This is a genomic window from Streptococcus sp. 959 (genome assembly GCF_013277075.1).
GTDB lineage: Bacteria > Bacillota > Bacilli > Lactobacillales > Streptococcaceae > Streptococcus > Streptococcus pseudopneumoniae_C.
On sequence record NZ_VMMF01000017.1, the window covers coordinates 19,767 to 33,755 of the forward strand.

At 43.0% G+C, this 13,989-nt stretch carries 19 protein-coding genes; 17 read left to right on the plus strand and 2 right to left on the minus strand.

Going from position 1 to position 13,989, the window contains the following annotated elements; all coding sequences use genetic code 11:
* Nucleotide 1 precedes the first annotated feature (1 nt).
* Nucleotides 2–181: an accessory secretory system protein Asp4 gene (asp4, locus tag HT717_RS06095; protein WP_001278708.1), complete on the plus strand. Its 180-nt coding sequence runs from the start codon at nt 2–4 to the stop codon at nt 179–181.
* Between the two features lie 4 nt (nt 182–185).
* Entirely contained in the window at nt 186–410 is a 225-nt protein-coding gene (locus tag HT717_RS06100) for an accessory secretory protein Asp5 (RefSeq protein ID WP_000565445.1), read from the plus strand.
* 210 nt (nt 411–620) lie between these two features.
* Here the strand turns inward: HT717_RS06100 and HT717_RS06105 are convergent, their stop codons facing one another.
* Nucleotides 621–1,574, minus strand: a complete 954-nt coding sequence (locus tag HT717_RS06105) for an aromatic acid exporter family protein (protein WP_049540980.1) — start codon at nt 1,572–1,574, stop codon at nt 621–623.
* A 202-nt stretch (nt 1,575–1,776) separates the two neighbouring features.
* Nucleotides 1,777–2,982, minus strand: coding sequence for a serine/threonine transporter SstT (gene sstT, locus HT717_RS06110; protein ID WP_049540976.1), 1,206 nt, complete (start codon nt 2,980–2,982; stop codon nt 1,777–1,779).
* A 151-nt stretch (nt 2,983–3,133) separates the two neighbouring features.
* On the opposite strand from sstT, the gene HT717_RS06115 reads away from it, so the two are divergent.
* The 15 genes from HT717_RS06115 to rpoZ all read left to right on the plus strand — a co-directional run bounded on the left by HT717_RS06115 (nt 3,134) and on the right by rpoZ (nt 13,977).
* Nucleotides 3,134–3,700 (plus strand): mechanosensitive ion channel domain-containing protein, encoded by a 567-nt coding sequence (locus tag HT717_RS06115; protein WP_049540975.1) that lies wholly within the window; start codon nt 3,134–3,136, stop codon nt 3,698–3,700.
* A gap of 51 nt (nt 3,701–3,751) precedes the next feature.
* Nucleotides 3,752–4,660 (plus strand): magnesium transporter CorA family protein, encoded by a 909-nt coding sequence (locus HT717_RS06120; RefSeq protein WP_049540973.1) that lies wholly within the window; start codon nt 3,752–3,754, stop codon nt 4,658–4,660.
* A 14-nt stretch (nt 4,661–4,674) separates the two neighbouring features.
* Nucleotides 4,675–5,202, plus strand: coding sequence for a YqeG family HAD IIIA-type phosphatase (locus HT717_RS06125; protein WP_049540971.1), 528 nt, complete (start codon nt 4,675–4,677; stop codon nt 5,200–5,202).
* A 2-nt stretch (nt 5,203–5,204) separates the two neighbouring features.
* Nucleotides 5,205–6,311 (plus strand): ribosome biogenesis GTPase YqeH, encoded by a 1,107-nt coding sequence (gene yqeH / locus HT717_RS06130; protein ID WP_049540970.1) that lies wholly within the window; start codon nt 5,205–5,207, stop codon nt 6,309–6,311.
* Nucleotides 6,312–6,523: 212 nt separating this feature from the next.
* Nucleotides 6,524–6,835, plus strand: coding sequence for a ribosome assembly RNA-binding protein YhbY (yhbY, locus tag HT717_RS06135; RefSeq protein WP_000060169.1), 312 nt, complete (start codon nt 6,524–6,526; stop codon nt 6,833–6,835).
* 51 nt (nt 6,836–6,886) lie between these two features.
* Complete coding sequence (locus HT717_RS06140) at nt 6,887–7,516, plus strand: nicotinate-nucleotide adenylyltransferase (protein WP_049540968.1); 630 nt, start codon at nt 6,887–6,889, stop codon at nt 7,514–7,516.
* Nucleotides 7,516–8,109, plus strand: coding sequence for a bis(5'-nucleosyl)-tetraphosphatase (symmetrical) YqeK (gene yqeK / locus HT717_RS06145; protein ID WP_049540966.1), 594 nt, complete (start codon nt 7,516–7,518; stop codon nt 8,107–8,109). The genes HT717_RS06140 and yqeK overlap by 1 nt, the downstream gene beginning before the upstream one ends.
* Nucleotides 8,110–8,463 carry a ribosome silencing factor gene (gene rsfS / locus HT717_RS06150; RefSeq protein ID WP_049540965.1) on the plus strand — a complete coding sequence of 118 codons (354 nt, stop codon included), beginning with the start codon at nt 8,110–8,112 and terminating at the stop codon, nt 8,461–8,463. It abuts the gene before it with no gap.
* Nucleotides 8,464–8,574: 111 nt separating this feature from the next.
* On the plus strand, nt 8,575–9,315 hold the full coding sequence (locus tag HT717_RS06155) for a class I SAM-dependent methyltransferase (protein WP_049540994.1): 741 nt from the start codon (nt 8,575–8,577) through the stop codon (nt 9,313–9,315).
* A gap of 9 nt (nt 9,316–9,324) precedes the next feature.
* Nucleotides 9,325–10,422: a nucleotidyltransferase gene (locus HT717_RS06160; RefSeq protein WP_049540963.1), complete on the plus strand. Its 1,098-nt coding sequence runs from the start codon at nt 9,325–9,327 to the stop codon at nt 10,420–10,422.
* Between the two features lie 131 nt (nt 10,423–10,553).
* Nucleotides 10,554–10,808, plus strand: coding sequence for a type II toxin-antitoxin system Phd/YefM family antitoxin (locus HT717_RS06165; protein ID WP_000388572.1), 255 nt, complete (start codon nt 10,554–10,556; stop codon nt 10,806–10,808).
* Nucleotides 10,809–10,811: 3 nt separating this feature from the next.
* Nucleotides 10,812–11,066 (plus strand): Txe/YoeB family addiction module toxin, encoded by a 255-nt coding sequence (locus HT717_RS06170; protein WP_049540962.1) that lies wholly within the window; start codon nt 10,812–10,814, stop codon nt 11,064–11,066.
* Between the two features lie 202 nt (nt 11,067–11,268).
* Nucleotides 11,269–12,882 (plus strand): ribonuclease Y, encoded by a 1,614-nt coding sequence (locus tag HT717_RS06175; protein WP_049540959.1) that lies wholly within the window; start codon nt 11,269–11,271, stop codon nt 12,880–12,882.
* Nucleotides 12,883–13,011: 129 nt separating this feature from the next.
* Nucleotides 13,012–13,638 (plus strand): guanylate kinase, encoded by a 627-nt coding sequence (gene gmk, locus HT717_RS06180; RefSeq protein WP_000775041.1) that lies wholly within the window; start codon nt 13,012–13,014, stop codon nt 13,636–13,638.
* Nucleotides 13,639–13,662: 24 nt separating this feature from the next.
* Nucleotides 13,663–13,977, plus strand: a complete 315-nt coding sequence (gene rpoZ, locus HT717_RS06185) for a DNA-directed RNA polymerase subunit omega (protein ID WP_000979235.1) — start codon at nt 13,663–13,665, stop codon at nt 13,975–13,977.
* Nucleotides 13,978–13,989 lie beyond the last annotated feature (12 nt).

Here is a 13,989-nt window from a genome sequence, read left to right on the forward strand (position 1 = left end):
TATGTCAGACGAAGATTTATTTTACAAAGACGTTGAAGGTCGCATGGAAGAGTTGAAACAAAAACCTATCAAAAAGGAAAAAGAAACTCGAGGGGAAAAGATTAGTAAAACTTTTTCACTTCTCTTGGGTTTAATGATTCTGATTGGTTTACTCTTTACTTTGTTGGGAATTTTGAGGTAAGTCTATGATTGATATACTGATTGTTTTAGCTATTGTACTATCTCTCGCTTTGATTGTACTGGTAACCATACAACCACGTCAAAATCAACTCTTTTCCATGGATGCCACTAGTAATATTGGTAAACCGAGTTACTGGCAGAGCAACACCTTGGTAAAGGTTCTCACTTTATTGGTGAGTTTGGCCCTATTCGTTTTACTATTAACCTTTATGGTAATAACTTACAAATAAAAGAAAACTTCAGATATTCACCTTTTGTGATTGGTCTGAAGTTTTCTTTTTTATACTCAATGAAACTCAAAGAGCAAACTAGGAAGCTAGCCGCAGGCTGCTCAAAACACAGTTTTGAGGTTGTAGATAAGACTGACGAAGTCAGCTCAAAATACTGTTTTGAGGTTGCAGATGGAAGCTGACGTAGTTTGAAGAGATTTTCGAAGAGTATTACTGTCCATATTTTTGGTAAAAGTCAACTTTTACTTGGATGAAGGTTTTGGCTTCACGTAGGAGTTGAAGAAGGGTGGCGCGGGTTTCAAATTCTTCTCTTGTTTTGGGGAGACTGCGGTTGCGAAAGACTTCTAGATAGCGTTCAATTTCATCTAGTAGATCAGAAGCAGGATTGGTCTGGCTCAGTTGACCGGCAATTTTTGAAAAGAACTGTGCTAAAATCAGACTTTCACTGGCAGCTAGGTGACAGGTGTTGATTTGCTGGGCCATGTTTCGCAGGATGCGACTTTGTCGCTGTCTCATCTCAAAGTAGTGGATATGGTAGTCGGTCTGGTGAAAGAGGTGGTCAGAGTGATCTAGATAGACCAGTTTGAGGGCTTCTTCCAAAAGAGTGTCTAATTCTTCCACCAGCTGTGCTCGGTTGCGTCCGTCCCCTCTGGATAAATAATATTTGAAGCGCTGGAGAATATCTTTTAACTTTTCTTCCACCAGCGTGTGGTAGTACTGGATTTCCTCTTCTCGTGAAGGCATGTAGAGATTGACCAGTAGGGCAAATCCTGTACCGATAGCAAAGAGAAGAAATTCATTGACTAGAAGGTCTGGAGAGGTTGACTCTTGTACCAAGAGATGGCTAACCAAAACACTACTTGGTGTGATGCCAATTTCCCAGCCCATCTTGTAGGCTAGAGGAACGTATAGAGCAAGATAGAGGCCAAGGCTCCAGATATGAAATCCGCTCAAGTGAAAAGCCAAAACCCCAATAGACAGAGCTAGGAGCATGGAAAAGAGTCGATTGCGAGCCAGTTTTAAGGTACTTCTACGGGTATCAGACAGGCTCAATAGAGCGATAATTCCAGCCGAGACAGCTGAAGAAAGATTGAGAAAATAAGCAAGAAGGCAGGCAAGACAGGTAGCTAAGATGAGTTTGGTCGTACGTTGGCTGATAGACATAAGAATTTCCTAGTAAGTTGTACTCAATGAAAATCAAAAAGCAAACTAGGAAGCTAGCCGCANNTTTGAGGTTGCAGATAGAACTGACGAAGTCAGTAACATCTATACGGCAAGGTGAAGCTGACGTGGTTTGAAGAGATTTTCGAAGAGTATTAGAATAAAAGCGGAAAAGACAAGACCTGAGCAGGCTTGCCTTTATGAGTTATTTTTTACGGGCTGCTGCGTATTCGGCAACGGCAGTAAAGAGGACATCTGTAGAAGAGTTAAGGGCTGTTTCACATGAGTCTTGGATGACACCAATCACAAATCCAACCCCAACAACTTGCATGGCAATATCATTAGAAATACCGAAAAGGCTACAAGCAACTGGGATAAGAAGGAGGGAACCACCGGCAATACCAGAAGCACCACAGGCTGAAATAGCTGCTACCACACTGAGGACAAAGGCTGTAGCAAAGTCAACAGGGATTCCCAAAGTATTTACTGCAGCAAGGGTCAAAACGTTAATAGTAATCGCTGCCCCTGCCATGTTGATAGTAGAACCAAGTGGGATAGAAACAGAATAGGTATCTGGGTTGAGTCCAAGGTCATGGCAGAGTTTCATGTTTACAGGGATGTTAGCCGCAGAACTACGAGTGAAGAAGGCTGTTACACCGCTGACACGCAAACATTTCCAAACGAGGGGATAAGGATTTCTCTTCATAAAGAGAAAGGCAATCAATGGATTGACTACTAGGGCCACAAAGAACATGGTTGTCACCAAGAGGGCAAGCAAGATTCCATAGTTAGCTAGACTTCCGATTCCCTTATCAGAAATGGTTTTAAAGACAAGGCCAAGGATTCCAAATGGGGCTAGGTTAATGATCCATTCGACAATCTTAGAAGTCACATCAGCCATGGTTTTCAGCAATTCTTTACTGTTTTTACTTGCCTCTCTCATGGCAATACCGAAAACAACTGCCCAAGATAGGATACCGATGTAGTTAGCAGTAACGAGGGCATTGACTGGATTGTCAACCAGTTTGAGCAAGAGATTGCTGAGAACCTGGCCAATTCCATCTGGTGGTGCAATTTCTGTATTGGCACTATTCAAGGTAATCTCAACAGGGACAATGAAGCTTGCTAGGACAGCAACAAGTGCCGCTGCAAAGGTTCCCACTAAATAAAGGAAGATAACAGTTTTCATATTGCTATCCTGTCCCTTGTGATGTTGGGAAAGGGCATTGGCAACGAGGGCAAAGACTAGAATCGGTGCGATGGCTTTGAGACCACCAACAAAGAGATCTCCGAGTAGACCAATTCCTGAAACAGTAGGAAATGTCAGTCCAAGGATTCCTCCGACAAGCATGCCAATCAAGATACGTTTGATTAGGCTTGCCTTATTCCAAGCATGAATAAATTTTTTCATAACAATCTCCTTTGTTGTGTAATGTTTATGATTATAGTATAAATATAAACTAAAATCAAGAATTTTCTGTCTATTTTTGAAATTATTTTTGAATATTTATGGAGACTGACACTTTATGAAAGTATGGTATAATAAACGAAAGGAGTTTTCTATGCAAGAATTTATTCAAACCTATCTCAATATGCTTGATGTTACAGCGATTATCGAGAATATCTTGACCAAGGTACTTTCTCTTTTATTCTTATTTTTGATCTTTTATATAGCTAAGAAATTGCTCCATACCATGGTGCAGAGAATTGTTAAACCTTCTCTAAAAATGTCTCGTCATGATGTCGGGCGCCAAAAGACTATTGCGCGTTTACTAGAAAATGTGTTTAATTATACGCTATATTTCTTTTTACTTTACTGCATTTTGTCGATTTTAGGCTTACCTGTATCTAGTTTGCTGGCTGGAGCTGGTATTGCTGGGGTGGCGATTGGGATGGGAGCCCAAGGTTTTCTATCTGATGTCATCAATGGCTTTTTCATCCTCTTTGAACGTCAACTGGATGTGGGAGATGAGGTTGTTCTGACAAATGGGCCTATTACTGTATCGGGCAAGGTTGTCAGCGTCGGTATTCGGACGACTCAACTCCGAGGAGAAGACCAGGTTCTGCACTTCGTTCCCAATCGGAATATCACCGTCGTCAGCAATTTCTCTCGGACAGACCAGGCCTGAAATTTTAGCAGATTTATGGTACAATAGAAAGAGTTTGGTAAAGGAGAGAAGATGTTTTTAGAAAAAAAACTGGGAAATGGTTGTATCTGGATTAACTTAGATTTGGACAAGTTGAAAAAACTAGAAGACCTTTCTGAAATCTACGGTTTGGACAAAGAAACCATTGAATACGCACTGGATAAAAATGAGCGTGCTCACATGGATTATCACCGTGAAAATGGGACGGTGACCTTTATCTACAATGTTCTGGACTTAGAAAAGGACAAGGATTACTATGAAGCGATTCCCATGACCTTTATCGTTGAAAACAAACGAATGATTACCATCAGCAACCATAAGAATGCTTATGTCATTGATCAGATGGCCCGTTATCTAGACAGTCATGACACGCTTTCGATTTACAAGTTTCTCTTTGCCAGTCTGGAAATCATCAGCAATGCCTACTATCCTGTCATCGAGCAGATGGACAAGAGTAAGGATGAGGTCAATGGCCTATTGCGCCAGCGAACGACTAAGAAAAACCTCTTTGCCCTTTCCGACTTGGAGACTGGTATGGTTTATCTTACTGCGGCTGCCAAGCAAAATCGCATGTTGCTGGAACATATCCAAGGGCATGCCCTCTATCGCAGTTTTAACGAGATTGAGAGAGAACAGTTTGATGACGCCATGATTGAGGCTCATCAGCTGGTATCCATGACAGACTTGATTTCTCAAGTCCTCCAACAACTATCAGCATCTTACAACAATATCCTAAACAATAATCTGAATGATAATTTGACAACCTTGACCATCATTTCAGTCTTGCTAGCCGTTCTGGCAGTCGTGACAGGTTTTTTCGGAATGAATGTTCCCCTACCTTTAACGGATGAGCCCCATGCTTGGCTCTACATCAGCTTGGCTAGTGCAGGTTTGTGGATTGTCCTGTCATTACTACTAAGGAAAATTGCGAAAAAAAGTTAAGAAAAGGAGCCAGAATGGCGATTGAAAATTACATGCCAGATTTTGCTGTGGAAGCAGTCTATGATCTGACAGTCCCAAGCCTGCAGGCGCAGGGGATCAAGGCTGTTTTGGTCGATTTGGATAATACCCTCATCGCTTGGAACAACCCTGATGGGACGCCAGAGATGAAGCAATGGCTACATGACCTTCGGGACGCGGGCATTCGCATCATCGTGGTTTCAAATAACACCAAAAAACGAGTTCAACGTGCAGTTGAAAAATTTGGGATTGATTACATTTATTGGGCCTTGAAGCCTTTCACATTTGGGATTGACCGTGCCATGAAGGAATTTCACTACGAGAAAAGTGAAGTGGTCATGGTCGGCGACCAGCTTATGACCGATATACGAGCAGCCCACCGTGCAGGCATTCGCTCGATTTTAGTCAAACCCTTGGTCCAACATGATTCGATCAAAACGCAGATTAACCGAGCTCGTGAGCGCCGTGTGATGCGAAAAATCACTGAAAAGTACGGACCGATTACATATAAAAAAGGAATTTAACTATGGAAGAAATTCTCTGTATTGGTTGTGGAGCAACCATTCAGACGACAAATAAGGCTGGTATTGGTTTTACTCCTCAATCAGCACTTGAAAAAGGCTTGGAGACCGGCGAAGTCTATTGCCAACGCTGTTTCCGTCTCCGCCACTACAATGAAATCACAGATGTCCAGTTGACGGACGATGATTTCCTCAAGCTCTTGCACGAGGTAGGAGACAGTGATGCCTTGGTGGTCAATGTCATTGATATCTTTGACTTTAATGGATCTGTCATCCCAGGCTTGCCACGTTTTGTCTCGGGCAATGATGTCCTCTTAGTGGGGAATAAAAAAGATATCCTGCCCAAGTCTGTTAAACCGGGCAAGATTAGCCAGTGGCTGATGGAGCGTGCCCACGAAGAAGGTCTTCGTCCTGTGGATGTCGTCCTAACTTCAGCACAAAACAAACATGCTATTAAGGAAGTCATTGACAAGATTGAACACTACCGTAAGGGCCGTGATGTTTATGTCGTTGGGGTAACCAACGTTGGAAAATCAACTCTTATCAATGCTATTATCCAAGAAATTACGGGTGATCAGAACGTTATCACTACTTCACGCTTTCCAGGGACAACCTTGGACAAGATTGAGATTCCGCTTGATGACGGATCTTATATTTACGATACGCCAGGGATTATCCATCGCCACCAGATGGCCCACTACTTGACGGCCAAAAACCTCAAGTATGTCAGCCCTAAAAAGGAAATTAAGCCTAAAACCTATCAGCTTAATCCTGAACAAACCCTGTTTCTAGGCGGCCTGGGACGATTTGACTTCATTGCAGGAGAAAAACAAGGATTTACTGCTTTCTTTGACAATGAACTCAAACTCCATCGTACCAAGCTAGAAGGCGCTAGTGCATTTTACGACAAGCATCTCGGAACCCTTTTAACCCCACCAAATAGCAAGGAAAAAGAAGATTTTCCAAAATTGGTCCAACATGTCTTTAATATCAAGGAAAAGACAGACCTAGTTATCTCAGGACTCGGCTGGATCCGTGTAACAGGCACAGCCAAAGTCGCCGTCTGGGCACCAGAAGGCGTTGCAGTCGTCACACGAAAAGCCATTATTTAAAATAAAATCACTGAGCGAACAAAGTGAGCTCATATATCGATAGTTATTGCGGTGGTGTTTTGCCAATTTGTAGATTGGCAAGGGGCACAATTGAGACCAAGGCTCAATTGTGAGGTCAGGAAATCCATTTTTCAAAGATGAGATCTTTGGAAAATTAGTTCCGACCGTCCCACACCACCTAAAATAACTATCAAAAAAACAAGGAAGAAATTATGTCATTAACATCAAAACAACGTGCCTTCCTCAACAGCCAGGCACACACCCTCAAACCCATCATCCAAATCGGAAAAAATGGACTCAACGACCAAATCAAAACCAGCGTCCGTCAGGCTCTTGATGCCCGCGAATTGATTAAAGTCACTCTCTTGCAAAACACAGATGAAAACATCCACGAAGTAGCTGAAATCTTGGAAGAAGAAATCGGTGTGGATACAGTCCAAAAAATCGGACGAATCTTGATTTTGTTTAAACAATCTAGCAAGAAAGAAAATCGCAAGATTTCTAAAAAAGTCAAAGAAATCTAAAAACTATACTCCAAATAACTGTTTTTACAGAGAAATAAAGGAGACTAGCCTATGGCAATCGAATTATTGACTCCCTTTACCAAGGTAGAGTTGGAGCCAGAAATCAAGGAGAAAAAACGTAAACAAGTCGGGATTTTAGGGGGGAATTTTAACCCTGTTCACAATGCCCATCTGATCGTTGCGGACCAAGTACGGCAACAGTTGGGGCTGGATCAGGTTCTGCTCATGCCTGAATACCAACCTCCTCATGTAGATAAAAAGGAAACCATCCCTGAACACCATCGTCTCAAGATGCTTGAATTGGCGATTGAGGGGATTGAAGGCCTAGCCATTGAAACCATCGAGTTGGAGCGCAAGGGCATTTCTTACACCTACGACACCATGAAGATTTTGACAGAGCAACATCCAGATACAGACTATTACTTTATCATCGGTGCCGATATGGTGGACTATCTGCCTAAATGGTACCGAATTGATGAACTGGTAGATATGGTTCAGTTTGTGGGAGTTCAGCGCCCACGCTACAAGTCAGGGACTTCCTATCCAGTTATCTGGGTGGATGTGCCTCTCATGGATATCTCGTCCAGCATGGTGCGTGACTTCATTGCCCAAGGTCGGAAACCCAACTTTCTCCTACCTCAGCCGGTGCTAGACTACATCGAGAAGGAGGGGCTCTACTGATGGTATATCAGGATTATATCAACTGCTCTCGCGAGGCTTTGTTGGAAAAAATGGCAGAGCTTCTACCTGAAAAACGCTTAACCCATTGCTTGGGTGTGGAGCGTGCAGCCATAGAACTAGCGGAGAGATTTGGAGTCGATGCCGAGAAAGCAGGCTTAGCAGGGCTCCTTCATGACTATGCTAAAAAGCTGTCAGATCAGGAATTTTTGGGCTTGATTGACCATTATCAGCTAGACCCTAACCTCAAAAAATGGGGCAATAATGTCTGGCATGGTATAATCGGCATCTACAAGATTCAGGAAGATTTGAATTTGCATGATTCAGAAATCCTGCGAGCCATTGAAATCCATACAGTCGGGGCTAGTCAGATGACAGACTTAGACAAGGTCATCTATGTCGCAGACTATATCGAGCACAATCGAGCCTTTCCTGGAGTAGATGTGGCGCGTGAGATTGCTGAGCTATCGCTCAATAAGGCAGTGGCCTATGAAACGGCACGAACTGTGGAGCATTTGGCTCATCAAGGATTTCCCATCTATCCCCAAACTCTTGAAACCTATAACGCCTTTGTGCACTATTTGAAAGAGGACTAAATGAACGAAAAAGAATTACTAGAACTAGTCGTGAAAGCGGCTGATGAGAAACGTGCAGAGGATATCCTCGCACTTGATGTACAAGATTTGACTAGTGTGACGGACTACTTTGTCATCACTAGCTCTATGAATAGCCGTCAGTTGGACGCTATCGCTGATAATATCCGTGAAAAAGTAGCGGAAGCAGGATTTAAAGGTAGTCATGTCGAAGGCGACGCATCTGGAGGTTGGGTTTTGCTGGACCTCGGTGCTGTCGTAGTGCATGTCTTTTCAGAAGAAATGCGTGCCCACTATAACCTGGAAAAATTATGGCATGAGGCGGATTCAGTAGATATTTCAGAAGCCTTAGCATAGGAGATGAACTCAGTTGCAGTCAACTGGGTTTCTTTGCTTATTTTAGAAGAATATGGATAGAAAGGTAAAGGGCGAGTGGTGTTTGCCATGGAGGCTCTTGGTATCATGATTATGGCGACTTATGAAACCTTTGCGGCGGTCTATGATGCGGTCATGGACGATAGTTTATACGATAAATGGACGGATTTTTCCATCCGTCATTTGCCTAAGACCAAGGAGAGAAAGAAACTCTTGGAATTGGCTTGTGGGACAGGAATTCAATCGGTGCGCTTCTCTCAGGCTGGTTTTGATGTGACTGGACTTGACTTGAGTGGGGATATGTTGAAGATTGCTGAGAAGAGAGCTTCTTCAGCCAAACAAAAGATTGACTTTATTGAAGGCAATATGCTGGATTTGTCCAAGGTGGGTCAATACGACTTTGTGACTTGTTACTCGGACTCAATCTGCTACATGCAAGATGAGGTGGAAGTAGGGGACGTCTTTAAGGAAGTGTATAATGCTCTTAATGAAGACGGAGTTTTCATCTTTGATGTACACTCGACCTACCAGACAGATGAAGTTTTTCCAGGTTATTCCTACCATGAAAATGCGGAAGACTTCGCCATGCTTTGGGACACCTATGAGGATGCGGCGCCTCACTCCATCGTGCATGAGTTGACTTTCTTTATCAAGGAAGCTGATGGTTCCTTTAGTCGTCACGATGAAGTACATGAGGAGCGGACCTATGAGGTCTTGACCTATGACATTCTGCTGGAACAGGCTGGATTCAAGTCCTTCAAACTTTATGCGGACTTTGAGGACAAAGAGCCAACAGAAACCAGCACCCGTTGGTTTTTTGTGGCACAGAAGTAGGAGATTAGCATGACCATCACAGGTATTATCGCGGAGTTTAATCCCTTTCATAATGGGCATAAATACCTGCTGGATCAGGCAGAGGGGCTGAAAATCGTTGCTATGTCAGGGAATTTCATGCAGAGAGGCGAGCCTGCTATTGTGGATAAGTGGACAAGGGCCCAGATGGCACTGGAAAATGGCGCAGACTTGGTAGTGGAATTGCCATTTTTAGTCAGTGTTCAGGCGGCGGATTTCTTCGGTCAAGGAGCTGTGGATATCTTGGCTCGGTTGGGAATTGATACTCTAGCATTTGGGACGGAGGAAGTACTGGATTATCAAAAAATCGCTGACTTATACACAGAGAAAGGTGCTGAGATGGAGAAATTTGTGGAAAATTTGCCTGATTCTCTCTCTTATCCCCAGAAAACCCAAGCCATGTGGAAAGAGTTTGCTGGTCTTGATTTTTCAGGAAATACGCCCAATCATGTTCTTGCTCTGGCCTATGCCAAGGCGGTTGCGGGACGTAGAATCAAACTCCATCCGATTCAGCGTCAGGGGGCTGGCTATCATTCTGTGGATAAGGATGTGGACTTTGCCTCGGCGACAGCCCTGCGTCAGCACCAGAAAGACCAAGATTTCTTAGAACGCTTTATGCCATCCGTTGCCCTCTTTGAGCAGGCCAGTAAGGTGAGCTGGGATGACTATTTTCCTTTGCTCCGATATCAAATCTTGTCAAATTCCGACCTAACCACCATCTATCAGGTCAATCAAGAAATGGCTGTGCGCATCAAGGATGCCATCAAGATAGCCCAGTCTGTGGAAGACTTGGTTGAGGAGGTTGCCACCAAACGCTACACAAAGGCGCGTGTCAGACGCCTCTTGACCTATATCTTGGTGCAGGCCAGAGAAGGTGACTTGTCAGAAGCCATTCATGTCCTTGGTTTTACCGAAAAAGGCAGACAGCATCTCAAGTCTTTGAAAGGTCAGGTCAGTCTAGTCAGCCGAATTGGCAAAGAACCTTGGGATGTCATGACTCAAAAGGCAGACCAGATTTACCAATTGGGAAATTCAAGTATAGCAGAGCAGAATTTTGGAAGAGTGCCGATTAGAATAGAAAAGAACTAAGTCTACTGAAAGGTAGGCTTTTTGAGATTTTTCACGAATAAATAGATAGAAAAGAAAATCTTGTACAAGTTCCTGACAATTTCTTTCTTTTCGTGTATAATAGTGGAAAAGAGGTAAAACGAGGTATGGTTATGGAAGCAGTTCTTTACTCAACATTCCGAAATCATTTAAAAGACTACATGAAGAAGGTAAATGATGAATTTGAGCCTTTGACGGTGGTCAATAAAAATCCAGACGAGGACATTGTAGTACTTTCAAAGAGTGAGTGGGATAGTATTCAAGAAACCCTGAGAATTGCTCAAAATAAGGAACTATCTGACAAGGTCTTGCGAGGAATGGCTCAAGTCCGTGCTGGAAGCACTCAAGTCCATGTTATTGAGGAGTGATGAATGCTGCTCAAGTTTACAGAAGATGCCTGGGCAGATTATTGCTTCTGGCAAACTCAGGACAAGAAAACACTAAAAAGAATCAATAAACTAATCAAGGATATTCAACGTGATCCCTTTACAGGAATAGGAAAACCAGAGCCACTCAAGTATGATTACCAAGGAGCCTGGTCACGTCGTATCGACGCAGAAAATCGCTTGATTTATATGATGGATGGAGATAGCGTGGCTTTCTTGTCTTTCAAAGATCATTACTAAGTCTGCTGAAAGGTGGGCTTTTTCTATAATTTTTACTAAGCTATAACTTCTAAGAAATAGAGATTACGCTAATAAATTATAGGTAATTAAACTCCAATTTCCCCAAAACATATTCTATTTTAGGTTTGTGAAAATCACTTTTTTATGGTAGAATGTAAAAGAATGTATGTCATTCGGAATAACAATAAAATGAGGTAAAAACATGGAAATCATGTCGCTTGCGATTGCTGTTTTTGCCGTCATCATTGGTTTAGTCATTGGATATGTCAGCATCTCAGCTAAGATGAAATCATCTCAGGAAGCTGCGGAGTTGATGCTTTTAAATGCTGAACAAGAAGCAACTAATTTACGTGGACAAGCTGAGCGTGAAGCAGATTTACTTGTTAATGAAGCTAAGCGTGAAAGCAAGTCTCTTAAAAAAGAAGCACTATTGGAGGCCAAAGAAGAAGCCAGAAAATACCGTGAAGAAGTGGACGCTGAATTCAAATCAGAACGTCAAGAACTCAAACAAATCGAAAGTCGTTTGACAGAGAGAGCTACTAGCCTTGACCGTAAGGACGACAATTTGACGAGTAAAGAACAAACACTTGAACAAAAAGAACAAAGTATTTCTGATAGAGCGAAAAACCTTGATGCGCGTGAAGAGCAATTAGAGGAAGTCGAAAGACAAAAAGAAGCAGAACTAGAGCGTATTGGTGCTCTGTCTCAGGCAGAAGCACGAGATATTATCTTGGCACAGACAGAGGAGAACTTGACCAAGGAGATTGCCAGTCGCATTCGTGAAGCCGAGCAAGAGGTCAAGGAACGTTCTGACAAAATGGCCAAGGACATCTTGGTTCAAGCTATGCAACGTATCGCTGGTGAATATGTAGCAGAGTCAACAAACTCAACAGTTCATCTGCCGGACGATACTATGAAAGGACGCATTATTGGTCGTGAAGGTCGTAACATTCGTACCTTTGAAAGTTTGACAGGGGTCGATGTGATTATCGACGATACACCAGAAGTGGTGACCTTGTCAGGTTTTGATCCGATTCGTCGCGAGATTGCCCGTATGACTATGGAAATGTTGCTCAAGGATGGTCGTATTCATCCGGCTCGTATCGAAGAGTTGGTTGAGAAAAACCGTCAAGAGATTGACAATAAGATCCGTGAATACGGTGAGGCTGCTGCCTATGAGATCGGTGCGCCGAACCTTCATCCAGATTTGATGAAGATTATGGGACGTTTGCAGTTCCGTACTTCATATGGACAAAATGTCTTGCGTCATTCGATTGAAGTTGCTAAGTTGGCTGGTATTATGGCTAGTGAGCTTGGTGAGAATGCGGCTCTTGCCCGTCGTGCTGGATTCCTTCACGATATCGGGAAAGCCATTGACCGTGAGGTTGAAGGTAGCCACGTTGAAATCGGTATGGAATTAGCTCGTAAGTACAAGGAACACCCAGTTGTGATCAATACGATTGCTAGTCACCACGGAGATGTCGAAGCAGAAAGCGTGATTGCAGTGATTGTTGCTGCAGCAGATGCCTTGAGTGCGGCTCGTCCAGGTGCTCGTAGTGAGTCTCTTGAAAGCTACATCAAGCGTCTCCACGATTTGGAAGAAATTGCTAACGGCTTTGAAGGAGTACAAACTAGCTTTGCCCTTCAAGCAGGACGTGAAATCCGCATCATGGTCAATCCAGGAAAAATCAAGGACGACAAAGTTACAATCTTGGCTCACAAAGTTCGTGAGAAAATTGAAAACAATCTCGATTATCCAGGAAATATCAAGGTAACCGTGATCCGCGAGCTTCGTGCAGTAGATTATGCCAAATAAATGAGAAAGAGCAGTTGAAAAATTACTGCTTTTTTGTTACACTAGATAGAAAGACTGTAAAGGATAATCTGGCTCTTTGCCATTATTCTAGAGAAATGTTATTTCACAGACTGACTAAAAGGAGACACAATGGCAGACCGAGGCTTACTAATCGTTTTTTCTGGTCCTTCAGGGGTTGGAAAAGGAACGGTTAGAAGAGAGATTTTTGAGAGTTCTGAAAACCAATTTCAATACTCTGTATCGATGACGACACGTGCACAACGTCCTGGAGAAGTGGATGGTGTTGACTATTTCTTCCGTACTCGCGAAGAATTTGAAGAGCTGATTCGTCAAGGACAGATGTTAGAATACGCAGAATATGTCGGCAACTACTATGGAACTCCTCTGACCTACGTCAATGAAACCTTGGACAAGGGAATCGATGTTTTCCTTGAAATTGAAGTTCAGGGTGCTCTTCAGGTTAAGAAAAAGGTTCCAGATGCTGTCTTTATCTTTCTGACACCACCAGATTTGGATGAATTGCAAGATCGTTTGGTAGGACGTGGAACAGACAGTGCAGAAGTAATTGCTCAACGAATCGAAAAAGCCAAGGAAGAAATTGCCCTCATGCGTGAGTATGATTATGCGATTGTCAACGATCAGGTGCCCCTAGCTGCTGAGCGTGTCAAACGTGTGATCGAAGCAGAGCACTTCCGTGTGGATCGTGTTATTGGTCACTATCAGGAGATGTTACCAAAATCTCCAACTACCCGATAAAATTTAGAAAATAGGTACAAGCAAATGATGTTAAAACCCTCTATTGATACCTTGCTCGACAAGGTTCCTTCAAAATATTCACTCGTAATCTTGGAAGCAAAACGTGCCCACGAATTAGAAGCAGGTGCGCCAGCAACTCAAGGCTTCAAGTCTGAAAAATCAACTCTTCGCGCCTTAGAAGAAATCGAATCAGGAAACGTTACCATTCACCCAGATCCAGAAGGAAAACGTGAAGCAGTGCGTCGTCGTATCGAAGAAGAAAAACGCCGCAAAGAAGAAGAAGAAAAGAAAATCAAAGAGCAAATCGCTAAAGAAAAAGAAGATGGTGAAAAAATTTAAGGTTGGGGGGAC